At 41.7% G+C, this 21,758-nt stretch carries 21 protein-coding genes; 13 read left to right on the forward strand and 8 right to left on the reverse strand.

All coding sequences use genetic code 11. The features are described from left to right. Window positions 1-100 precede the first annotated feature (100 nt). Genes CWC17_RS09180 through CWC17_RS09215 form a run of 8 tightly spaced genes read left to right on the forward strand, consistent with a single transcriptional unit; the run spans window position 101 to window position 8,644 of the window. Window positions 101-397, forward strand: coding sequence for an STAS domain-containing protein (locus tag CWC17_RS09180; RefSeq protein ID WP_502704911.1), 297 nt, complete (start codon window positions 101-103; stop codon window positions 395-397). A gap of 8 nt (window positions 398-405) precedes the next feature. Further along, window positions 406-768 (forward strand): response regulator, encoded by a 363-nt coding sequence (locus tag CWC17_RS09185; protein WP_029773320.1) that lies wholly within the window; start codon window positions 406-408, stop codon window positions 766-768. A gap of 14 nt (window positions 769-782) precedes the next feature. Beyond that, on the forward strand, window positions 783-2,870 hold the full coding sequence (locus CWC17_RS09190) for a chemotaxis protein CheA (protein ID WP_138540997.1): 2,088 nt from the start codon (window positions 783-785) through the stop codon (window positions 2,868-2,870). Next, window positions 2,867-3,352, forward strand: a complete 486-nt coding sequence (locus CWC17_RS09195; protein WP_055015456.1) for a chemotaxis protein CheW — start codon at window positions 2,867-2,869, stop codon at window positions 3,350-3,352. Before CWC17_RS09190 ends, CWC17_RS09195 begins: the two co-directional genes overlap by 4 nt. Before the next feature lie 48 nt (window positions 3,353-3,400). After that, entirely contained in the window at window positions 3,401-6,106 is a 2,706-nt protein-coding gene (locus tag CWC17_RS09200; protein WP_138612674.1) for a methyl-accepting chemotaxis protein, read from the forward strand. 60 nt (window positions 6,107-6,166) lie between these two features. Then, window positions 6,167-6,997 carry a CheR family methyltransferase gene (locus tag CWC17_RS09205; RefSeq protein ID WP_138612675.1) on the forward strand — a complete coding sequence of 277 codons (831 nt, stop codon included), beginning with the start codon at window positions 6,167-6,169 and terminating at the stop codon, window positions 6,995-6,997. Beyond that, complete coding sequence (cheD, locus tag CWC17_RS09210) at window positions 6,981-7,604, forward strand: chemoreceptor glutamine deamidase CheD (protein WP_029774194.1); 624 nt, start codon at window positions 6,981-6,983, stop codon at window positions 7,602-7,604. Before CWC17_RS09205 ends, cheD begins: the two co-directional genes overlap by 17 nt. Before the next feature lie 8 nt (window positions 7,605-7,612). Beyond that, on the forward strand, window positions 7,613-8,644 hold the full coding sequence (locus tag CWC17_RS09215; protein ID WP_055017969.1) for a protein-glutamate methylesterase/protein-glutamine glutaminase: 1,032 nt from the start codon (window positions 7,613-7,615) through the stop codon (window positions 8,642-8,644). Between the two features lie 48 nt (window positions 8,645-8,692). On the opposite strand, the gene CWC17_RS09220 is transcribed toward CWC17_RS09215, so the two are convergent. Further along, complete coding sequence (locus CWC17_RS09220; protein WP_138612676.1) at window positions 8,693-9,718, reverse strand: polysaccharide deacetylase family protein; 1,026 nt, start codon at window positions 9,716-9,718, stop codon at window positions 8,693-8,695. Between CWC17_RS09220 and dinF the strand changes: the two genes are divergently transcribed. Continuing rightward, window positions 9,698-11,032 (forward strand): MATE family efflux transporter DinF, encoded by a 1,335-nt coding sequence (gene dinF, locus CWC17_RS09225; protein WP_138612677.1) that lies wholly within the window; start codon window positions 9,698-9,700, stop codon window positions 11,030-11,032. The genes CWC17_RS09220 and dinF overlap by 21 nt on opposite strands. 9 nt (window positions 11,033-11,041) lie before the next feature. Here the strand turns inward: dinF and CWC17_RS09230 are convergent, their stop codons facing one another. Both CWC17_RS09230 and nfuA read right to left on the reverse strand, forming a co-directional pair. Next, on the reverse strand, window positions 11,042-11,311 hold the full coding sequence (locus CWC17_RS09230) for a hypothetical protein (protein ID WP_138541002.1): 270 nt from the start codon (window positions 11,309-11,311) through the stop codon (window positions 11,042-11,044). A gap of 6 nt (window positions 11,312-11,317) precedes the next feature. After that, window positions 11,318-11,893, reverse strand: a complete 576-nt coding sequence (gene nfuA / locus CWC17_RS09235; RefSeq protein WP_055015452.1) for a Fe-S biogenesis protein NfuA — start codon at window positions 11,891-11,893, stop codon at window positions 11,318-11,320. 146 nt (window positions 11,894-12,039) lie between these two features. On the opposite strand from nfuA, the gene CWC17_RS09240 reads away from it, so the two are divergent. Next, the gene (locus CWC17_RS09240; RefSeq protein WP_138612678.1) at window positions 12,040-14,595 is read left to right on the forward strand and encodes a M14 metallopeptidase family protein; all 2,556 of its coding nucleotides are present in this window, start codon (window positions 12,040-12,042) and stop codon (window positions 14,593-14,595) included. Between the two features lie 8 nt (window positions 14,596-14,603). Here the strand turns inward: CWC17_RS09240 and CWC17_RS09245 are convergent, their stop codons facing one another. After that, a complete protein-coding gene (locus CWC17_RS09245) occupies window positions 14,604-15,281 on the reverse strand; it encodes a ComF family protein (RefSeq protein WP_138612679.1) in 678 nt (225 codons plus the stop codon). Between the two features lie 73 nt (window positions 15,282-15,354). Between CWC17_RS09245 and bioH the strand changes: the two genes are divergently transcribed. From bioH to CWC17_RS09260, 3 genes are all read left to right on the forward strand, one after another. Next, the gene (gene bioH, locus CWC17_RS09250) at window positions 15,355-16,098 is read left to right on the forward strand and encodes a pimeloyl-ACP methyl ester esterase BioH (protein ID WP_138612680.1); all 744 of its coding nucleotides are present in this window, start codon (window positions 15,355-15,357) and stop codon (window positions 16,096-16,098) included. A gap of 89 nt (window positions 16,099-16,187) precedes the next feature. Then, a complete protein-coding gene (locus tag CWC17_RS09255) occupies window positions 16,188-16,496 on the forward strand; it encodes a hypothetical protein (protein WP_138541005.1) in 309 nt (102 codons plus the stop codon). A 5-nt stretch (window positions 16,497-16,501) separates the two neighbouring features. After that, entirely contained in the window at window positions 16,502-17,362 is an 861-nt protein-coding gene (locus tag CWC17_RS09260) for a putative metalloprotease CJM1_0395 family protein (protein ID WP_138612681.1), read from the forward strand. A gap of 69 nt (window positions 17,363-17,431) precedes the next feature. Here CWC17_RS09260 and CWC17_RS09265 read toward each other — a convergent pair whose 3' ends face one another. The 4 genes from CWC17_RS09265 to greB all read right to left on the reverse strand — a co-directional run bounded on the left by CWC17_RS09265 (window position 17,432) and on the right by greB (window position 21,514). Beyond that, a complete protein-coding gene (locus CWC17_RS09265) occupies window positions 17,432-19,753 on the reverse strand; it encodes a Tex family protein (protein WP_138612682.1) in 2,322 nt (773 codons plus the stop codon). A 211-nt stretch (window positions 19,754-19,964) separates the two neighbouring features. Next, on the reverse strand, window positions 19,965-20,546 hold the full coding sequence (locus tag CWC17_RS09270) for a CBS domain-containing protein (RefSeq protein ID WP_138612683.1): 582 nt from the start codon (window positions 20,544-20,546) through the stop codon (window positions 19,965-19,967). A 50-nt stretch (window positions 20,547-20,596) separates the two neighbouring features. Then, the gene (locus CWC17_RS09275; protein ID WP_138612684.1) at window positions 20,597-20,908 is read right to left on the reverse strand and encodes a hypothetical protein; all 312 of its coding nucleotides are present in this window, start codon (window positions 20,906-20,908) and stop codon (window positions 20,597-20,599) included. A gap of 132 nt (window positions 20,909-21,040) precedes the next feature. Continuing rightward, window positions 21,041-21,514 carry a transcription elongation factor GreB gene (gene greB, locus CWC17_RS09280; protein ID WP_055015444.1) on the reverse strand — a complete coding sequence of 158 codons (474 nt, stop codon included), beginning with the start codon at window positions 21,512-21,514 and terminating at the stop codon, window positions 21,041-21,043. Window positions 21,515-21,758 lie beyond the last annotated feature (244 nt).

Consider the following 21,758-nt stretch of genomic DNA (forward strand, 5'->3'; position numbering starts at 1 on the left):
CTTTTTTGCTTTTTAGCGCCACTTTTAAAAGTTTTATTAATTTTTTTGAGCCTTTTATGGCAATTTTAATAACTAAGGCTAAGCTTTTGTTATGAATTGAATTGACAGGGAAAGTCCTGAAAAAATGCTAAAACTTCCAAGCGAACTTGCAATTATGCATGTAGAGACTCTTCACCAAGATTTATTACAAGAACTCAATAGCAACAACGATATTTGTTTAGATGTCAGTGAGGTTATTTCAGCCGATACCGCGTCAATTCAACTTTTGTGTGCTTTGCAAAAACACCTACTTACCATACATCATAAAATTGTATGGGTAGGTAACAGTGATGCACTTCAAAACGCCATTAATCAACTTGGCTTAAGTCAATATTTAATACTTGATAGTAAAGGGTAGAGGTTTATATGAAGAAAATTTTAGCGGTTGATGATTCTGCGTCAATGCGTCAAATGGTGAGCTTTACGCTTAAAACCGCAGGTTTTGATGTTACCGAAGCAAAAGATGGCAGCGAGGCTCTTGCGATTGCCAAGCAGCAAAGTTTTGATGCGGTCATTTCAGATGTAAATATGCCCATTATGGATGGTATTACGCTTATCAGAGAACTCAGAGGCCTTCCTGATTACAAATTTACGCCGCTGCTAATGTTAACTACCGAGTCAGGATTGGATAAAAAAGTAGAAGGCAAAGCAGCTGGCGCAACAGGCTGGATTGTAAAGCCATTCAACCCGGATCAGTTACTAGCGGTGCTTAAAAAAGTAATTCGTTAACTGAGGAGTGCGGCGTGAGTATAGATTTAAGTCAATTTTTTGAAGTGTTCTTTGAAGAAAGTTTTGAAGGCCTAGATACAATGGAGGCCGAGCTATTAAATTTAGAGCCCGGCGAAGAAGACTTAGAAACAATAAATACTATTTTTAGAGCTGCGCACTCAATTAAAGGGGGCAGTGGCACCTTTGGCTTTAACTCTGTCGCTGAGTTTACTCATGTGCTTGAGACCTTACTCGATCAAATACGCCAAGGCGAGCGCGAGCTAACCACCGAACATGTTAATTTATTGCTTAAAGCTGTTGATTGCTTGCGCGGGTTACTTGGTGAGCTGCAAGCTGAGCAAGAGCCTGATTTATCACACGCTACGACCTTAAAAAAACAGTTTGAAATTGTACTCGAAATGCAAGCCGATTCAGCCCCAACCGAGGCAAGCGAAGTAACGGCTGCTGCTGAGGTAAATACTTTTCAAATTGATTTTAAACCGCATCATCACCTTTTTAAAACAGGCAACGAGCCTTTATTTATGATCAGCGAGTTAGCTGAACTCGGCGAGCTTGAAACGCAGGCATTTTTAGACGATATCCCAGATATTAAAGATTTAAGCAGTGACGAGTGCTACTTGCACTGGCGCTTTTTTTTAAATACCAGCGAAAAAGAAGCCGCCATTAAAGAGGTGTTTGAGTGGGTAGAGGATGATGCCGATATAAAAATAGAGCTCTGTGGCGGGTTATTTGATGAAGACAGTTCTCACACCGCAAACACGGACGAAAAGAGCAACCACAGCACAGCTCAAACACAGCCTATTAGCGATGCCAAAAAAGCACCCGATAAACCTAAAAGCAAACCCATAGCCGATAAAAAGCCAACATCAGCACCGGAGTCTACATCCATAAGAGTAGGAATAGACAAAGTAGACTCATTAATAAACATGGTCGGTGAGCTGGTGATAACACAAGCCATGTTAAATCAGTTGAGCGAACAAGAAATTAGCGAATCGACCATTACGTCATTACAAGAAGGCCTTGCGCAGCTGGCGCACAATACCCGAGACCTGCAAGAAAATGTTATGCGTATTCGTATGTTACCGATTAACTTTGTATTTAGCCGGTTTCCGCGCTTAGTGCGCGATATAGCGCAAAAACTAAATAAGCAGGTGGAGTTAAAATTATTAGGCGAGCAAACCGAGCTTGATAAAACGGTAATGGAAAAAATATCCGACCCCATGGTGCATCTTGTCAGAAACTCGCTCGACCATGGCCTTGAAACAATTGAACAACGAGTTGCCGCAGGTAAAGACCCCGTGGGCACCGTGACCTTAAATGCCTTTCATCAAGGCGGTAATATCGTGATAGAAATAATGGACGATGGACAAGGCTTAAATACGCAAAAAATAAAAGAAAAAGCCATTGCTAATGAGCTAATTACCGCTGATTGCAATTTAACAGATGATGAAATCAATGAGCTTATTTTTATGCCCGGTTTTTCTACCGCCGATGCGGTTAGCGACTTATCTGGGCGTGGTGTAGGAATGGATGTTGTTAAGCGCAATATTCAATCTTTAAATGGCTCAGTTGAGGTTTCATCAGCACCTGGCGTTGGCTCTACTTTTACAATAAGGCTACCTCTTACGCTTGCCATTTTAGATGGTCAATTAGTTAAGGTTGCGCAGCATACTTATATTATTCCGCTTATTTCTATTGTTGAATCGCTACAGATTGATATCACTAAAGTAAGCCGAGTGGGTAAAGACTTAGATGTACTAAGACTGCGTGACGAATACATCCCTATTTTACGCTTGTATCAAATTTTTAATCATCAAAACGCCATAGAGTCATTAGACAAAACCTTGCTGGTGGTTGTTGAAACCGACAACCAAAAAGTGGGCTTGCTGGTTGATGACTTACTTTCACAGCAGCAGGTAGTAATAAAAAGTTTAGAGGCGAATTATCAAAAAGTGGATGGCGTGTCTGGAGCAACTATTTTAGGCGACGGGCGTGTCTCGTTAATTGTTGATATTAGCGGCTTAATAAAATTATCTGGGCTTAAAAAACCAGGTAGCCAAGAGCTAATCATAGACTCTAAAACACCTCTGGAGGCTTCATGATTAGCGCACAAAGCGAGTTAAATAACAAAATTGATTTAGAGCAACAGCAAGGCGTTAAGCAATTTTTAACCTTTATTATGGCTGATGAAGAGTACGGTGTAGATATATTAACCGTGCAAGAAATCAGAAGCTGGGAAGAAATTACCGTACTGCCCAACGCTCCCGATTTTGTTAAAGGAGTGATAAACCTTCGCGGCACCATAGTGCCAATAATAGATTTGCGCTTACGTTTTGGTTTGCCAAGTACTGAATATGGGCCATTAACGGTTGTTATTGTTGTAAAAGTTACTTTTGAAAACGATTCAAAAGTAATGGGCATCGCAGTAGATGCGGTTTCTGATGTTTACAGCATTGCAGAGCAAGACGCCAAGCCCGTCCCTAGCCTGTCTGATTCGAGTAATTGTGAGTATGTGGCAGGGCTGGTAAACGTAGGTGAAAAAATGGTCTCGTTAATTGACTTACAAAGAACAATGGATATATAGCCGCAGTGCTATGTAGCAACAAAAACAAACATAAAGGTGGTGATGGGCATGGGATGGTTTATTAATCCGAAGCAATCAGAATCAAGTAATGACTTAATCGTTAATGCATTAAATAAATCATTAGCAGTTATTGAGTTTGAACCGAGTGGCAGAATAATTACCGCCAATTCAAACTTTTTAAATGCAATGGGGTATCGCTTAGAAGAAGTGCAAGGCCAGCACCACTCTATGTTTGTTGAACCAGACGAAGCACAAAGCAGCGAGTATAAAAATTTTTGGCAACGTTTACGCGGTGGTGAGTTCATTTCTGACGAGTTTAAACGCCTTGCAAATGGAGGTCGTGAGGTATGGATTCAAGCGACCTATAACCCGATTATTGATAGCCAAGGCCAAGTGCTAAAAGTAATTAAATTTGCCACAGATGTTACCGAGCAAAAAAAACAGGCCGCTGAAGCACAAGGTCAGCTTGAGGCAATTAGTAAATCGCAGGCGGTGATAGAGTTTAATCTTGATGGCACAATTATTACGGCCAATGACAATTTTTTAAACGGTTTAGGCTATCAACTTAGCGAGATAAAAGGCCAACACCATAAATTATTTGTGGACCCAGAATACGCTAAAACAAACAAGTATAAACAGTTTTGGGAAAAGCTTGGGCGTGGAGAATACGACTCGGGCGAGTACATGCGCATAGGTAAACAAGGGCAAGAAATATGGATTCAAGCCTCTTATAACCCGATATTTGATTTAAATGGCAAGCCTTATAAAGTGATTAAATACGCAAGTGATATCACCGCGCAAAAACAGCTAGAGCGTGAGTCTAAAAAGGCTGCGGACTTAGCAAGTGCGTTAACCGTTTGCCAAGCCAATGTAATGATTGCCGATAAAGATCTCAATATTGTATTTGTAAACGATCAAGTTAAGTCAATGCTCAAAGCACGTGAAACGGCCTTGCAAAGTGTGCTACCTAGTTTTTCTGTCGATAATTTAATCGGCACCTGTGTAGATGATTTTCATAAGCACCCAGCTCATCAACGCGAGCTATTAAAAAACTTAAAGCAACCTTACAAAACTGAGTTACGTTTAGCAGGGCTTATTTTTAGTTTGATTGCCACACCATGGATAAATCATGAAGGTAAACACTTAGGCACCATTGTTGAGTGGGAAGATATTACCGATAGTGTAGCAAAAGCAGAGCAAGAGCGCGCTGAAGCTCAAGAAAACTTAAGAGTAAAACAGGCGCTTGATACCGTAGCAACAAACACCATGATAGCCGATGCCTCAAATGTGATTGTTTATATGAACAACGCGGTTAAATCGATGATGAGTATTGCTGAAGATGATTTGAAAAAAGAGCTGCCAAACTTTGATAGCACTAATTTAATTAAGCAAAATATAGATATATTCCACAAAAACCCGGCCCACCAGCAAAACTTATTAGCTAAGCTTACAACAACATATCGCGCTGAAATAAAAGTAGGCGGACGAACCTTTGGGTTAGTGGCAAACCCTATTTTCACACCAGAACAAGAACGTATAGGCACCGTAGTTGAGTGGGAAGATAGAACAAGTGAAGTCGCCATAGAAAAAGAAATTGCGCAATTAGTGAGTAATGCTGGTAAAGGCGATTTAGATACGCGTGTAGATGAAACAGGTAAAGAAGGCTTTTTCTTACGCTTGGCGCAGGGTTTAAATAGCTTAGTGGAAATTGTGGATGATGCCGTTAGCGATACCGCTCAAATGCTTGATGCAATGGCCAATGGCGATCTGTCAAAGCGCATAGAGAAAGAGTATCAAGGCTCGTTTGATAAGCTCAAGCAAGATGCTAATACCACGGCAGATAAACTCACAGATGTTATAAATCGCATAAACTCCTCAGCCACACTTGTTGCCAGTGGTGCAGAGGAAATTTCACAAGGTAATGCAGATTTAAGTCAGCGTACCGAGGAGCAAGCTTCATCGCTTGAAGAGACTGCGTCGAGTATGGAAGAGATGACCAGTACCGTAAGGCAAAATGCAGATAACGCAAAAGTTGCTAACGATTTGGCCGAAGAAACCTGCGACAAAGCAATTCAAGGCGGAGAAGTGGTTAATAGAGCAGTAACGAGTATGTCGGCTATTAACGAATCGAGCAAAAAAATTGCTGACATTATAGGTGTTATTGACGAAATTGCCTTTCAAACTAATTTACTGGCGCTTAACGCGGCTGTAGAGGCAGCTAGAGCGGGTGAGCAAGGCAGAGGTTTTGCTGTGGTTGCTGGCGAGGTGCGCAACCTAGCGCAGCGCTCAGCAGGAGCGGCCAAAGAAATTAAAGAGCTCATTAGAGACAGCGTTGCAAAAGTCACCGATGGCTCTGTGCTTGTAAATGAGTCGGGCGAAACCCTTAGAGAAATTGTTTCAAGCGTACAACGTGTTACGCAAATGATTTCGGATATAACCGAGGCCTCTGAAGAGCAAAGCGCAGGCATTGAGCAAGTTAATAAAGCCGTTGCGCAAATGGATGAAATGACCCAGCAAAATGCGGCACTTGTAGAAGAAGCCTCTGCTGCCGGTGAGTCCATGGCTGAGCAAGCCAATGAGATGCGCCAATTACTGCACTTTTTCTCTCTCGGGCAGCAAGGTATGAATACATTGCCAAATACGCACTTTGAACGCTCAGCGCCCCCAGCGCGTCAACCTAGTGGCTATTTAAAAAATACCCAACCCAAAGGCGAAAACTTTATAGACTCAGCAGATGAGTGGGAAGAGTTTTAGTCACTATTGGCTTGCTAGTTAAGATGCCAGCAAGCCTGCTTTACAAGGGATGGTATAACAATGAAAGAATTTTTATGTACCGATAAAGATTTTAAAGATATTGCCACGTTGGTTTATAACGCATGCGGAATTGTGCTTGGCGATCATAAACGCGAAATGGTGTATTCCCGCTTAGCAAGAAGGGTAAGAGAGCATAAACTTAAAAACTTTTCGCAGTATTTAGAGTACTTAAACAATAATAAAGAGGCTGAGTTTGACGCATTTATTAATGCTATTACCACTAACTTAACCTCCTTTTTTAGAGAACCCCACCACTTTGAGTTTTTAAAAAACACCATAGTGCCGCAGTTACTTAGCAGTAATAAAGTAACAAAACGAGTACGCGTATGGTCAGCGGGTTGCTCTACAGGCGAAGAGCCTTACAGCTTAGCAATAACCCTTGCCGATTTATTCCCAAGTTCGTGGGATGTAAAAATTTTAGCAACCGATTTAGATTCTAATGTATTAGCCAAAGCACAAGCGGGTATTTATACCGCGGCTAATGTAAATGGCTTAGAAAACAATGTACTTAAAAAGTGGTTTTTAAAAAGCAAAGATGGGCAAACATATAAAGTGAAACCACAACTAAATAAACACATTTTTTTTAAACGCCTTAACCTTTTACAAGAATGGCCTATGAAAGGGCAGTTTGACTTAATTTTATGCCGTAACGTGGTTATTTATTTTGATAAAGAAACAAAAGACACCTTGTTTAAACGTTATGCAAATGCACTTAATCGAGGCGGCTATCTGTTTTTAGGGCACTCAGAGAGTATGGGAAAAGAGCATTCTGAGTTTAAAAATTTAGGGAAAACTATGTATCAAAAGCAACACAATGCACGCACAGTTTAGGCCGGTGCTCCCAGGGTTTGAACATATAAAACGTTACTGGGATGCAGGGCGCACAAGCGTGGTGGCAAAAATATTACCTGGCGAATTTTATGTCTCTAAAAATGATGAGCTTATTTCTACAGTACTAGGCTCATGTATAGCCGCGTGTGTATATGATGAAAAAGCCGGTATAGGAGGCGTAAATCATTTTATGCTGCCGGTAAAAAAAGGTTTAGAGTTAAACAGTGCACATAGTTTAAGTTGTCGCTACGGAAATTGGGCAATGGAATACCTGATCAACGAAGTGTTAAAAGGTGGCGCTGCACGAAAAAATTTAAAAATAAAGCTCTTTGGTGGCGGAAAAATAATTAGCGCCATGACCGACATAGGGATAGGTAATATTAGCTTTGCCAATGCGTATATTCAGGAAGAGTCGCTTAATCTTGTAGCACAAGATATGGGAGGGCCGTGGCCACGGAAAATTTTTTTTCATCCGCATACGGGCAAGGTTCACGTAAAAAAGCTGAAGAATTTGCATAACAATACAATTGAAAAACGCGAAGTGCGCTACCTGCAAAACCTTAAGCAACAAGATAAAGCCACCGAGACTAACATAGAGCTGTTTTAGGAGCCCTCATGGTTAAAGTTCTGATAATTGATGATTCACCACTGATAAGGCGTTTGTTGAGCGAAATACTATCTCAGGCGAGCGATATCGAGGTTGTTGGCTGTGCCGAAGACCCTTACCAAGCACGAGAAATGATTAAATTGCTCAATCCAGATGTGCTTACCCTCGATGTAGAAATGCCAAAAATGGACGGCATTAGTTTTTTAAGAAACCTAATGCGCTTAAGACCTATGCCCGTTGTGATGATTTCTACATTAACCCAGCAAGGCTCACCTATCACCTTAGAAGCGCTTGAGCTTGGTGCGGTGGACTTTATTGCCAAGCCGACTGTGAATGTTAAGCAGCAAATGAGTCAATATGCGTATGTCGTGCAGCAAAAAGTGCGCGTGGCGGCAGGTGCTAGGGTAAGAAGCTTTAAAAAAGCCACGACAGTGAGCGAGCCTTTGCCCACCAATGCACAATTTTTATTAAACAAGGTTATTGCTATTGGGGCTTCGACAGGGGGCACAGAAGCAATAAAAGAAGTCCTTATAAAAATGCCAGTAAATAGCCCGCCAATTGTGATCACTCAGCATATTCCTCCGGTATTTAGTACCTCGTTTGCGCAGCGTATGGACCGCACTTGTGCCATTAACGTAAAAGAAGCGCAGCACGGTGACAAGCTTAGTGCAGGGTGTGCGTATATAGCCCCAGGCGGTTTGCATTTAAGCATAAAAAAAAGAGGGGTGAGTTTATATTGCGAACTTGATGATTCTGAACCGGTGAACCGCCATAAACCGGCGGTAGATGTATTATTTAACTCGTTACTTGAGTGTGGCGCAAAAAACATTGTGGCAGCGCTGCTCACCGGTATGGGAAGCGATGGCGCAAAGGGCTTACTAAGTATTAAACAAGCGGGGGGTTACACCATTGCCCAGGATGAGTTTTCTTCTGTAGTGTGGGGAATGCCCAAAGCGGCAGTAGATTTAGGTGCCGCTAATGAAATTGTTGCGCTTGATAAAGTAACGCAGCGCTTATTGCATCAAGCTATAAAGGTGTAAGACGAGTTATAGCTTGTTACGTACCGTTTTAAATATAGGTTGTAATTACTACTGAATAACCCACGGCTGTGAAAACCAATAGTAACTACCAGCATGCTTGATAGAAGGCGCGGTACAATTAAAGCGTGAGCGACCTTTATTTAGCGCCTTTGGCGAGTCAATTTTTACAGTCCTGTCGTTTATCCACGTTAATTTAGCCTGCCCTACACTTGATACATAGCACGCAAACTGGCTTTTATGAAAATCGCCCATTTCAAACTCAATATTCAGTGTTGGAGGATTTTGCGAGGTTACACTGTCTTGGTAGTCTAGATTTTTTATATTAAACGCTCGTGAGTTTAATTTTGTGATTAACGTATCTAATTTACTATAAAAGCCAGAGGCTGGAAAACGGGGCAAACGTGTAAAATTAGAATTACTATTAACCGCGCCTGAGTGTTGGCCTATACCAACAAAACCAAGTTCTTTTACAAGCCCTTGTAGTGTGTTGTTAAACTCGCCATACGGGTAAGCAAGGTATTTGTAGTCGTGACCTATTTCTTCTTTAATGCGTTGTTGCGAGTGCAAAATATCTTGTTTTATACGTGCCCGCCATTGCGCATCGCTCTCATTTTTTAGCTTGATATGCAGGTAGTCATGTTGGGCGGTATGATTTGCAATTAACGCTCCCTTGCCAGCGAGCTCTTTTAATTTTTCCCACCCCATTATGTAGCCTTTGCCTTCATCAATAAGGGTAGGGTTTACAAAAATAGTATAGGGGTAGCCAAATTTTTCTAAAATTGGCGCTGCTTGTTCGTAGTTGTTGTTATAGCCATCATCAAAGGTGATAGCGACTGTTTTTTCAGGTAAGTTTTTGCCCTGTTGTATAGCGTTTATTAGCTCATTTAGCGCTATAACATTAAAATTGTGTTCTTTTAAATAGCTCATGTGCTTGGTAAAGGTATTTGCGCTTACACTTGTCACAGCCGGAAGGGTTTCGCTTACATGGTGATACTGTAGAATAACCGCCGCATGAGCGCGTACTGAAAAACAAATGAGAGTAATTAAAACTAAATGAAACAATTTCTTAAACATAATAAGGCACACCATAAAAGCTTGCTGTTGCTAGCGGGACCAATGATATTATCAAATATTACTGTCCCACTGTTAGGAATTGTTGATACTGCTGTTATCGGCCACTTAGGTAGTGCACATTACTTAGCGGGCATTGCACTTGGCTCAACTGTTATTTCTATTTTATTTTGGCTCGCCGGTTTTCTGCGTATGAGTACCACAGGGTTAGTAGCCCAAGCATACGGGCAAAATAACTTAACACAGTTGGCTGCGCTTTTAAAACGTAGCTTATTGCTGGCTGTGTGTGTGGCGTTAGCGCTTATTGCTTTCTCCCCCTTGATAAAACAAGCAATCGCTTTTTTGTCAGGCGCAAATAGCGAGGTTTTAGCGCAAGCATATCAGTATTTTAGTATTCGTATATTTAGTGCCCCTGCCGCACTGTGTAATTTAGTGCTGCTAGGGTGGATGCTTGGCGTACATTATGGACGTGGGCCATTTTACTTGCTGTTAGTGACCAATATTACCAACATAGTGCTCGATATATATTTTGTGGTGTATTTAGACTGGGCAGTAGCGGGAGCAGCATGGGCGTCGTTAATTGCAGATTACTGCGCGTTGGCTTTTGCGTTGTTACTAGTGATTAAGCTCGCTAAAAGGCAAGGCGTGGCGCTAAGCGTGCCAAACTGGCTTAGTATCAGCAAAATGACAGAGCTACTTAGTTTAAATAGAGATATATTTATTCGCTCTTTAATTTTGCAACTGTGCTTTAGCTTTATGACTTTTTATGGTGCGCGCTTAGGCGAAACAACGCTTGCAGCAAATGCAGTATTACTTAACTTTTTAATGTTAGTAAGCTTTGCGCTTGATGGCATTGCCTATGCTAGCGAAGCCAAAGTTGGCCAAGCAAAAGGCCAGCAAAGCGTTAATAATATCAGGTTATGGGTAAAAATAAGTGTGTTTTGGGGAATGCTTTTTGGCGTGTTGTACAGCGTATTTTTTGCTGTGTTTGGCAGTGCTATTATTAAGCTTTTAACTAATGTGCCCGAAGTAATAGAAGCGGCGACAAATTACTTACCATGGGTAATCGTATTGCCTATGTTAGCAATGAGCTGCTTTTTGTTTGATGGCGTATTTGTAGGGCTTACACGGGCAAAAAATATGCGTAACAGTATGATTCTTTCGGCTGCTGTTGGCTTTTTTGGGGTGTTTTGGGTGTTTATAGAGTGGCAAAATAATGCATTATGGCTGGCTATGAGTTGCTTTATGTTTATGCGCGGCGTTACGTTAATTATTAAGTACTTGCAGTTAAAAGCAACGAATCAGCTACTCGATTAAGCGAACGCGTCATTTCCATAGGTCGGGGTCGTGATTTTTTGGCCCCATATCTTTTAAAACTTGTGAGAAACGATTGGCAAAAATACCGCTATACCCCCATGCAGCAAAAAATAATGCCGGGATTAAAATAACCACGCCTATAATTTGCAAACTAAAATGAGTGTAGTAGCCAAGGGCAATAAATATCACGGCTAGCACAAACAGTGCTAAGCCGCGAAAAAAGCGCGTTAAACTCAACTTAGGGTTGCTCCCTAAGCGATAAATAAGCGGCTTTAACATTATTGCTTAGTAATAAGAGTGATCGCCCGCTTGGTGCTCGGTAATATCGGCAACACCGGTGATTTCATCAAATTTAGCAACCATTTCTTTCTCGATGCCCTCTTTTAGGGTTACATCGATCATAGAACAGCCATTACAGCCACCACCAAATTGAAGTACAGCAATACCTTCAGCGGTTACTTCAACTAAGCTAACTTGGCCACCATGGTTAGCTAGCTGTGGGTTTACTTCGGTTTCAAGCATGTGTTGAACACGCTCATTTAGCGATGCGTTATCGCCTAGTTTACGTGCCTTTGCATTAGGCGCTTTTAACGTTAACTGAGTGCCCATTTTGTCGGTAACAAAATCAATTTCAGCTTCCTCTAAAAAAGGGGCGCTTTCTGTATCTACTACGGCATCAAAACCATTAAAGTTAAGACGAATATCGCTGTCTTCTACGGCGTCTTCTGGGCAATAAGAAACACCACATTCCGCTTGTGATGTACCAGGGTTTACAACAAACACTCGAATATTAGTTTGTTGTGCTTGATCTGCTAAAAGTTTAGCAAAATGCGCTTGTGCTGTTTCGGAAATAGAAATCATAAAACCGTCTATACTTGACTAAATTACTCGGATACTGCATATCATACTCCGCTCATCGTGTTGCGGCTAGTGTTGAGCGTAAAAAGTTGGCATCTATTTTAAGCAATGCTAGCGTGCAAATAACAAACATTTTTAGAGTGATTTATATGCGCTGGATAGTAACTATAATGGTGGCAATGCTTAGCTTTTCAAGTATGGCAAAACCACTTTCGTATTATTTTGAACAAGATGTAGAGTTTGATAAAACAATACCCACCCCACAAGACGTACTTGGTTACGAAGTAGGTGAGTGGCATGTAAGGCACGACCAACTTGTGCGTTATATGGAAATATTAGCGCAAAAAAGTAATCGTATAAATTTTGAAGTAATAGGGCGCACACACGAGCAACGTCCGCTTGTGATGCTAAGTATTAGCAGCGCTGAAAAACTCGCTAATTTAGAGCAAATTCGCCAAGCGCATTTAGCCCGTTTAGCAAACAGTGAGCAAGCTAAAAACACACAAAATGAGCCTGCTGTAGTTTGGATGGGATACAGTGTGCACGGCAATGAGTCATCAGGCAGCAATGCCGCTTTATTGGTTGCGTATTACCTTGCTGCAGCGCAAGGCCCAGAAATAGAAAAGCTATTAAATAATACCGTTATTTTGCTCGACCCTTCACTTAACCCCGATGGCTTGGCTCGCTTTGCCAATTGGGCTAATAGTAATCGGGGGATGAACTTATCAAGCGACCCAAAAACGCGTGAACACGTAGAAAGCTGGCCAAGTAGCCGTACAAACCACTATTGGTTTGATTTAAACCGCGATTGGTTATTGCTACAACACCCAGAGTCGCGAGCACGCATTGCTAAATTTCATCAATGGAAGCCAAATATCCTTACCGACTTTCATGAAATGGGCCCTAACAGCAGCTACTTTTTTCAACCAGGTATTGCTAGTCGCAAGCACCCAATCACCCCAGATGAAAACGTAACGCTTACTAAAGCTATAGCCAATTACCATGCTAAAACCTTAGACAAAAATAATGCCCTTTATTTTACCGAAGAAAGCTTTGACGACTTTTATTACGGCAAGGGTTCAACCTACCCTGATGTAAACGGCGGTATAGGTATTTTATTTGAGCAAGCAAGCTCACGTGGGCATGTACAAGACACTATAAACGGTACGCTTACCTTTCCTTTTACTATTAAAAATCAGTTATTAACCAGCCTATCAACCTTTAAAGCAGCGGTAGATAACCGTGAGGCGCTATTAACCTATCAGGCAAAATTTTATAACCAAGCAATTGATTTAGCACATGATGAAAGTTTTGAAGGCTATGTGGTTGAGGGCGCTAAAGACAGCACCCGCATTAAACTATTTTTAAACCTGTTAAAGCAGCATCAAATAAATGCTTACCCACTTACCAAAACGCTAAAGGCCAATGGTAAAAACTTTTCTACAAATAGTTACTTTGTCCCGCTGGCACAACCTCAATTTAGATTAGTTAAGGCTATTTTCAGCGAGCAAAAAAGCTTTGCCGACAACACATTTTATGATGTGTCGGGCTGGACCCTTGCCCATGCGTTTAATTTAGAGTTTGCAAAAGTAAAAAGTAGTTGGGGTTTAGAGGTTGCAAGTACTGCGTGGCAAAAAACCGTTAAACCATCATTTGCTGCGTTAAAGAAAAGCTATGCATTTGGTTTTGCCTGGGATGATTACTTAGCACCTAAAATGTTAAATAGCTTGTTAAAGCAAGGCATTAAAGCGCGTGTAGCGTTAAGCGCATTAACAGCGAAAAGCAGCACCACCGAAATAGACTTTGCACCTGGCAGTATTATCGTTCCTGCTGGGTTGCAAACGGACCCTGATTGGGTGGCTATTTTAAACGATGCGCAAACCCAATTTGGTATTGCGATAAAGCCTATTACCACCGGTCTTACTAGTAAAGGCGCCGATTTAGGGTCGCGCACTATGGCAGTATTAAACGAGCCAAAAGTACTGCTTGTGGGCGGTAAAGGTGTAAGCCAATACGAAGCAGGCGAAGTTTGGTATTACCTAGACCGCTTTGTCGGTATTTCTCCGACCATAGTAGAAATGGAGCGTTTAGGTAGCCTAGATTTAAATAATTACAGCCACATTGTACTAGCGAATGGCAATTATTCGGGCTTACCTGATAGTGATAAAGTTGCCATTAAAAGCTGGGTAAGAAAAGGCGGCGTAATTTGGGGCCACAAAGGCGGCGCTAAATTTTTAGCTGATCAGCAATTACTTAAGGCTAATTATTTATCTAGGCAAGATGTAGCCAGCGCTTTTAATACTCAAGGGCTAAATTACGCAGATAAAGATCATTTAGCTGGGCGACAACGTATAGCCGGCGCTATTTTTAATACCGATGTGGACACCACGCATCCACTTACATTTTCGCTTAATCGCGAAACATTACCAGTATTTAAAAATAGCACTTGGTTATTAGAAAAATCATCCGCACCGTTCGTAAACATACTCACTTACCCACAAAAACCACTACTAGCAGGGTTTACCGATGGCGTAAATGAGCAGCAAATTGCCGGTGCAGCAGCCATGATTGCTCACTCATACGGGCGTGGCAGTGTTATTGCAATGACCGATAACCCCGTTTTTAGAGGATACTGGTACGGCACAAGTCGATTACTCAGTAATGCGTTATTTTTTGGGCATACATTTAGAGTGAGAGGCGATTAAGTACACTGTTAAAGTGGCGTTAAACAAGTAACAAAAGCCCACACTTGTTTAGCGCCCGCTTCCTTTAATACTCGGGTAGCTGCGTTGAGCGTTGCGCCTGTGGTCATTACATCATCGACTATTGCTACTGTTTTTCCGCTCATATCTTGTGTACATACAAAGGCATTTTTTACATTTTGAATCCGTTTGGCTTTAGATAGTCGGGACTGTGCTTGCGTGGCTTTATTTCGTGTAAGCGCATTACTAATGCAAGCGTGTTTGGCTAAACAAGGCTGCCATACTTGACTGACCTGATTAAACCCTCGTGTTAAAAAACGGCGTTGATGCAAGGGTAGAATGATAAAAATGTCGGGCTGGGTAGCTAAATTTTCAAAAAATAGAGCAAGTTGGCATTTAATTACTTGTTGCAGTGCTTTTTTATAATGAATTTGATTATTAAATTTGAGGCGTTTAAGCCAGTGCTCAAAAGGGGGTTGGTAAAAAGCGCAGGCAAAGAGCTTATCAAATTCGCAATTTGGAAACATTTCTACAATATCAGGGCGGTGTAATAAATTGCTGTATTTATTCAAATCAAACACGTTTAAATCTGCCAAACAATAGTTACACAGGGCCTCTTGAGTACTAACAACCCCCTGACACTGCAAGCAGTAAGAGGGAAACAGCCAGTTAAAGAATGTGTGCTGCATTGACAGCTCCTTGCGTTGCTTTCGCATTATTAACCGTTATGATGGAGCTAAGTTTGGTTAAGGTTAGGCAAATATGCAAAGCGAGTTAGTTTTATTACATGGTTGGGGTATGAATCAAGGCGTATGGCAATTAGTGCAGCCAGAGTTAACGTTTTTATACAGTGGCTCGGTGCGCAGTATTGACCTGCCTGGCTTTGGCAACAGCAATAGCAATAGCTGCCCAAGCCCTTATAATTTGCACGATGCGGCTGAAATCGTAAGCGAGCAACTTAGCTCTGGCTCTATTGTAATGGGTTGGTCGCTAGGAGGGTTGTTTGCATTGTATATTGCAAAGCATTGGCCTGAAAAAGTTTCAAAAGTTATTTTAGTTGCCTCAACCCCTTTTTTCGCCGAGGCAGATGATTGGCCTGGCATAAAAGCCAGCGTGCTTGAGCAATTTAAAGAGCAATTAGTTAATCACCGAGAAAAAACCATAGAGCGCTTTTTAGCTATTCAGGCTATGGGGAGCGAGTCGGCACGCGATGATATAAAGCAGCTAAAGCAATTGTTAAACCAGTATAATGCCCCAGAAAGTGAAGCGTTAAGTGCGGGTTTAAACATTTTACAAAATGATGATTTGCGCGACGTATTTACACATTGCCCAGTGCCTATAAAAGCGATATTTGGTCGTTTAGATGCGCTGGTACCTTACAAAGCAATTAATAAAATGGCAGCACTAAATGCTGAGTTTGAATACGAAGTACTAGACAAAGCTTCGCATGCACCGTTTATTTCTCACAAAAAAGAGTTTTTATCTGCCGTTAAATCAATGCTTTAAAACAGCCTAAAGAAAGGTCCTGTTTAAAGCTTTATTTTGGCCATAAAGTGAGCGATAATTAAACAATATTTATTTTTTGGAGGTACAGCATGGCTATTGGTTCAGTATTTAATAGTGGTGTAGAAGGGTTTAATCGTGCAAGCCAAGGTATAGAGCGAGCAAGCGCAGAGATAAACCGTGCCACCATTGAAGAGCAAGACGATACACAGCTAGCCCAACAGCGCCAGTTAACAGCAGCGAGTTCAGATGAAGCTGTAACAGCGCCTGTTGCACAACCCGCTCGAGTTGACGAAGCGCTTGTTAATTTAAAAGTCGAAGAATTTAATGCCAAAGCAAACACGCAATCTATTCAAACGGCTGATGAAGTGCTTGGTACGTTAATCGATATTAAAGTTTAACCGTTATGAATATTGTCACGCCATTTCCGTCTATCAATATAAATACCGCCAATGTTTATACGGAAACCGCTCGGCGTGACAACCAACTGCGCGACGTTATTCCTGCCCCTGCTCCTAATAGCGCCAGCAATACCGAAACCAAAGCGCAAAGTGATGCTGATAAAGCAAAGCTGCCAACAAGTGCAGACTCCGCTACGTACGATGCAACCGGTAAGCTGAATGATGAGCAAACTGTTGAGCAGCGTCAGCAAGGCAGTGAAGATTCAAATAACGAACAGCAACAAAATCCACAAGCAAGCGAAGACACCTCCGAGGAAGAACAAGAGCAGCAACAGCTTGAAATAGAACAGCAGCAAATTAAAGAGCTTAAAGCGCGCGACACTGAAGTGCGTGTGCATGAGCAAGCTCATGCATCGGTGGGTGGGCAGTATGCAGGCTCGCCAAGCTATGAATACCAACGAGGACCAGATGGCACTAATTACGCGGTAGGCGGTGAGGTACAAATTGATGTATCTGTAATTCCCGGCGATCCGCAAGCCACTATAGAGAAAATGCAAACGGTACGTGCAGCCGCACTTGCCCCAGCAGAGCCATCAAGTGCCGACAGGGCAATCGCGGCTGATGCAACCCAAAAAATGGCCGCAGCACAAGCTGAATTATCAGCCCCTGCTGACGATGAAGTGCAAGCACAAGAGCCACAAAGTGCGTTATCAATAAACGAAACCAGCACCGCTGAGTCTCAAAGCGATACTAATACAGAGCAATCACGCGATCCTGAAGTAGACGCTCGAGCTGGCCGTATTGCTAATTTTTATCAAATGACTAGCTCGCCACAAAACGAGAGTGGTTTTTCTGCGTTTGGTTAAAACTAGTTAAGCACAATTAAAAAAAGCTGCTCAATGAGCGGCTTTTTTGGTTTAGTAAGTTAACAGCGTTTATTTTTTTACTTTTGCATTAGCAAATGCATCGGCAAAGGCATTACCCATCATGGCGTTACCGTTATCGCGCTTTGGTTTTGCTGCATGCGGTTGCTGGCCTTGGTTACTGCGTTGCTTTTGCGGCGCAGCAGCGGGTTTATTGCTTGTGTCTATTTCATCATCTAAGCGCATAGTAAAGCTAATACGCTTACGTGGGGCATCTACCTCAACCACTTTTACTTTTACAATGTCACCGGCTTTTACTACTTCGCGAGGATCAGAGATAAACTTATTAGTAATTGCCGAAATATGCACTAGGCCATCTTGGTGTACACCTACATCAACAAACGCACCAAAGTTAGCTACATTAGAAACCACACCTTCCAAAATCATTCCAGGTTTTAAGTCTGTGATTTTTTCTACGCCGGCTTTAAATTCAGCAGTTTTAAACTCAGGACGAGGATCGCGCCCAGGTTTATCTAGCTCTTTAATGATGTCGGTTACAGTAGGTAAGCCAAACTTCTCGTCGGTGTAGTCATTAGCAACCAGTTTATTTAAAAACTCGCTGTTGCCAATTAAGCTATTTACATCAAGGTTGTTACGCTCACAAATAAGTTTAACAACAGGATAAGCCTCAGGATGAACAGATGAGTTATCAAGTGGATCTTTCCCGTTATTAATTCGCAAAAAGCCTGCAGCTTGCTCAAACGCTTTTGGTCCTAAACGCTCAACTTTTTTAAGTTCGCTACGTTTAGTAAACGTGCCGTTAGTGTCGCGGTAATTTACTATATTTTGCGCTAAGGTTTTATTTAACCCCGACACGCGAGTAAGGAGCGGCACCGACGCCATATTTAAATCAACACCCACAGAGTTTACACAGTCTTCTACCACTGCGGTCAGTGTTTGGCCCAATTGGCTTTGCGATACATCGTGCTGGTATTGGCCTACACCAATTGATTTTGGCTCAATTTTAACAAGCTCGGCAAGTGGATCTTGCAGGCGACGCGCAATAGATACCGCGCCACGTAAAGACACATCTAAATCAGGAAATTCATTCGCTGCAAATTCAGACGCAGAATAAACAGATGCACCGGCTTCACTTACCATAATTTTATTTAATTTAAGCTCAGCATTAGCCTTAATAAGTTCGCCTACTAGCTTGTCAGACTCGCGTGATGCGGTTCCGTTACCAATCGCAATAAGCTCTACTTTATGCTGGCGACATAATTGCTCTAATGTACGCAACGATTTTTCCCAGTGATTTTGTGGCGCGTGGGGGAAAATAGTTTGCGTTGTAAGCAATTTACCTGTGCCATCAACTACGGCAATTTTACAGCCAGTGCGTAACCCAGGATCGAGGCCAAGCGTGGTTCGTGGCCCAGCAGGCGCGGCCATAAGTAAGTCTTTTAAGTTTTTAGCAAATACATCTATAGCGCCGGTTTCGGCTTTTTCTCGCATGGCTGCTAAAAATTCATTTTCTAAGTGTAGGCCAAGCTTTATTTTCCAAGCCCATTGCACAACGCTTAACAACCATGCGCTAGCTGCTTTATATTTCACGTCTAAGCGGTAGTGATCAGCAATCATTTGTGCGCATAGCTGGGCTGCATTTTCGCTGCTTGGCTCTGGGTTAATACTTAGCTGTAAAATACCCTCGTTTCGTGCGCGTAACATAGCAAGTGCACGGTGCGAAGGGACCTTTTTAAGAGGTTCTTGATGATCAAAGTAGTCGCGGTATTTGCTACCCGCTTGCTCTTGACCGTCAATAAGTGTGCTTTGTATGGCGCCGTGTTGGCTAATGTGGCTTCTAAATTTTGCTAATAACTTAGCATCTTCTGCAAAGCGTTCCATTAAAATAAATTTAGCACCATCAAGGGCTGCTTTGGTATCTGTAATACCTTGGTCGACATTAATATACTGCTGTGCGTGTTGCTCAGGGTCTAAGTTTGCATCGTTAAATAGCGCATCGGCAAGTGGCTCAAGGCCTGCTTCAATAGCTATTTGACCTTTGGTACGGCGCTTCGCTTTATAAGGAAGGTATAAATCTTCAAGCTCAGTTTTGCTTTGCGCGTTGGTAATATCGGCACTTAGCGCTGGCGTTAATTTATTTTGTGATTCGATGGTTGATAAAATAAAGCTGCGGCGCTCTTCAAGCTCGCGTAAATACGACAAACGTTGCTCTAAAAGGCGTAATTGCGTGTCGTCTAATCCACCGGTAATTTCTTTACGGTAACGCGCAATAAAAGGAACTGTTGCGCCCTCATCAAGTAATTTTGTAGCAGCAACAACTTGTTGCTGTTGTGCATTTAGCTCAGTGGCTAAACGTGCAGAGATATCGCTCATGCATAAACCTTTTAATACAAAAAATAAAACCAGAAAATCCCTCTGGTACTGTTATACCTAGCTTATTAAAGTTGCTATTTAATGAGTTTGGTAGGTATTTATTAGTTGAATAATATCACAGCAGGTTGTAATAAAAAGCTCTTAAAGCAAGCAATTTTGCTTGCTTTAAGATGATTGGCTTGGCTGAGCTTACAAAGTGAAAAAGCGCGCTTTAGTGAGGGTGCTCTACACTTTCTAAAACATCACTAAACGTGTGAGCAATAGGGGTAATATGTACCGGAATATGTAACGTTTTAGCTATTTGACGCGCCGAAATTAAACCGCATATTTCGTTATTAGTGGTTGTTGCTAATAAAAACATACTGCCTTGATGTTCCATTGTTTGCAGTGCATCGCCAATACTTGCATAGCTTAGGCTTTGCATACTTACACCACTAAGTTGACTAATAGGTGTCATAATGTAGCGTAGGCTCACTTCATTGCGAGTGGTATTTAACCGCTGTGCAATGGCTGTAATTTTAGCGCTTTGTAAGTCGGCACTTGAAACAATACCAATTAATTTTTGCGCCTCATCAGTTACCAATACATAGTCAGAATGCTCTGCTAACACCTGTTTAAGCGCATCGTTAATTGTTGTGTCGTATGGAGCGCGAATAGGCGTTTTTTGGGTAAAGTTATTGATTACGGTTAATGCCGGAGACGTTAAATCAATAGCGGCTTGTGGCTCTTCAAACGTGCTTGCAATAACAGCATTAGAAATATTTTGGGTACGCAATTCTTTAAAGTTAGACATGGTAGTCACCTTATTCGTTATAAAATTTAATCAAAAAGTAAAATTGTGAATTAAATTAAATAGCTAGGTGGACCACGTTGATATGCCGTACTAAAAGGACGGTTTAGCTTTGTACTTTGGTATAAAGATGAAACTGCATTAGGTAGCGGTTGAAACAACCTAATAGCAAATGCATTAACATGAGAATCTAAGTCAATGTCGGGGGTTGCTTGGTCAGGAAATTCACAAGCGATAAAATGATTAGATACACTGGCGTTATCTATACTTACTTCGGTGGTATTGGCGTGCAGTGTCAAACTCACACTCATTAAAAGTGCAAACAATACGGCATTACTACATATGCGCTGTACTAAGTTTGACATAGCCATTACCTTAAAAATCAGGTTAAAAATAAACCTGCGGACTTAATATATATCCTAATGAGATATATTACACAATAAAAAATTTACCTGATCTGAATCAAAGTCATTCCCTATTAATAATGTTATGGGGGATTATTTTTGATATTCAATACTATTTACATACCATTCTTTTTTACCTTGCGGTGTAGGTACCTCAAAATCATCGTCTACTTGTTTTTTTATCAAGGCGCGCGCCATCGGTGAGTCAATTGATATGTAGTCTTTGCGGTCGTATATTTCATCAGGTCCCACAATTCTAAATTTTTTTATCTCGCCTTGCTCGTTTTCTATTTCTACCCATGCACCAAAAAATACTTTACCGTCTTGCTGCGGTGAGTAATCAATAATTTTTAAATCGGGTAGGCGTTTGCGCAAATACCGAACGCGGCGATCAATTTGGCGCAGTAAGCGCTTATTGTATTGATAATCTGCGTTTTCTGAGCGATCGCCAAGGCTTGCCGCCCAGCTCACTATTTTAGTAACTTCAGGGCGTTTAACGTTCCATAAATGGTCGTGCTCTTGCTGTAATTGTATGTAACCTTCGCGGGTTATTAAATTTGTTTTCATCGGCTTTTATTCATTAACTCTAATGCTGTGCACGTTATTAAACTTGCTAAAATTTGTCGAGTGTAAAATTTAGGGCGTGTTGTTCCTTGATGGTCGAATTTGCAGCAGTATGTTTGGTTTTTAGGCAAGGCGGAGCCTATGAAGTGTGGTTATTCCCCATAAATAGGCGATAACGCAGCATAAATGCCAAACATGCGCTGCCCTTCGGGTTCTGCCTAGGGGCGATAAACTCGTTGTTGCTCGG

The organism is Pseudoalteromonas sp. S3785, from assembly GCF_005887365.1.
In the GTDB taxonomy this organism is placed as follows: domain Bacteria; phylum Pseudomonadota; class Gammaproteobacteria; order Enterobacterales; family Alteromonadaceae; genus Pseudoalteromonas.

Bases quoted from the DNA above. Each gene is read 5' to 3' on its own strand.
- CWC17_RS09185 (WP_029773320.1), top strand. From the start codon at position 406: ATGAAGAAAATTTTAGCGGTTGATGATTCTGCGTCAATGCGTCAAATG.
- CWC17_RS09195 (WP_055015456.1), top strand. From the start codon at position 2,867: ATGATTAGCGCACAAAGCGAGTTAAATAACAAAATTGATTTAGAGCAA.
- CWC17_RS09200 (WP_138612674.1), top strand. From the start codon at position 3,401: ATGGGATGGTTTATTAATCCGAAGCAATCAGAATCAAGTAATGACTTA.
- CWC17_RS09205 (WP_138612675.1), top strand. From the start codon at position 6,167: ATGAAAGAATTTTTATGTACCGATAAAGATTTTAAAGATATTGCCACG.
- cheD (WP_029774194.1), top strand. From the start codon at position 6,981: ATGCACGCACAGTTTAGGCCGGTGCTCCCAGGGTTTGAACATATAAAA.
- CWC17_RS09215 (WP_055017969.1), top strand. From the start codon at position 7,613: ATGGTTAAAGTTCTGATAATTGATGATTCACCACTGATAAGGCGTTTG.
- dinF (WP_138612677.1), top strand. From the start codon at position 9,698: ATGAAACAATTTCTTAAACATAATAAGGCACACCATAAAAGCTTGCTG.
- CWC17_RS09220 (WP_138612676.1), bottom strand. From the start codon at position 9,718: ATGTTTAAGAAATTGTTTCATTTAGTTTTAATTACTCTCATTTGTTTT.
- CWC17_RS09230 (WP_138541002.1), bottom strand. From the start codon at position 11,311: ATGTTAAAGCCGCTTATTTATCGCTTAGGGAGCAACCCTAAGTTGAGT.
- nfuA (WP_055015452.1), bottom strand. From the start codon at position 11,893: ATGATTTCTATTTCCGAAACAGCACAAGCGCATTTTGCTAAACTTTTA.
- CWC17_RS09240 (WP_138612678.1), top strand. From the start codon at position 12,040: ATGCGCTGGATAGTAACTATAATGGTGGCAATGCTTAGCTTTTCAAGT.
- CWC17_RS09245 (WP_138612679.1), bottom strand. From the start codon at position 15,281: ATGCAGCACACATTCTTTAACTGGCTGTTTCCCTCTTACTGCTTGCAG.
- bioH (WP_138612680.1), top strand. From the start codon at position 15,355: ATGCAAAGCGAGTTAGTTTTATTACATGGTTGGGGTATGAATCAAGGC.
- CWC17_RS09255 (WP_138541005.1), top strand. From the start codon at position 16,188: ATGGCTATTGGTTCAGTATTTAATAGTGGTGTAGAAGGGTTTAATCGT.
- CWC17_RS09260 (WP_138612681.1), top strand. From the start codon at position 16,502: ATGAATATTGTCACGCCATTTCCGTCTATCAATATAAATACCGCCAAT.
- CWC17_RS09265 (WP_138612682.1), bottom strand. From the start codon at position 19,753: ATGAGCGATATCTCTGCACGTTTAGCCACTGAGCTAAATGCACAACAG.
- CWC17_RS09270 (WP_138612683.1), bottom strand. From the start codon at position 20,546: ATGTCTAACTTTAAAGAATTGCGTACCCAAAATATTTCTAATGCTGTT.
- CWC17_RS09275 (WP_138612684.1), bottom strand. From the start codon at position 20,908: ATGTCAAACTTAGTACAGCGCATATGTAGTAATGCCGTATTGTTTGCA.
- greB (WP_055015444.1), bottom strand. From the start codon at position 21,514: ATGAAAACAAATTTAATAACCCGCGAAGGTTACATACAATTACAGCAA.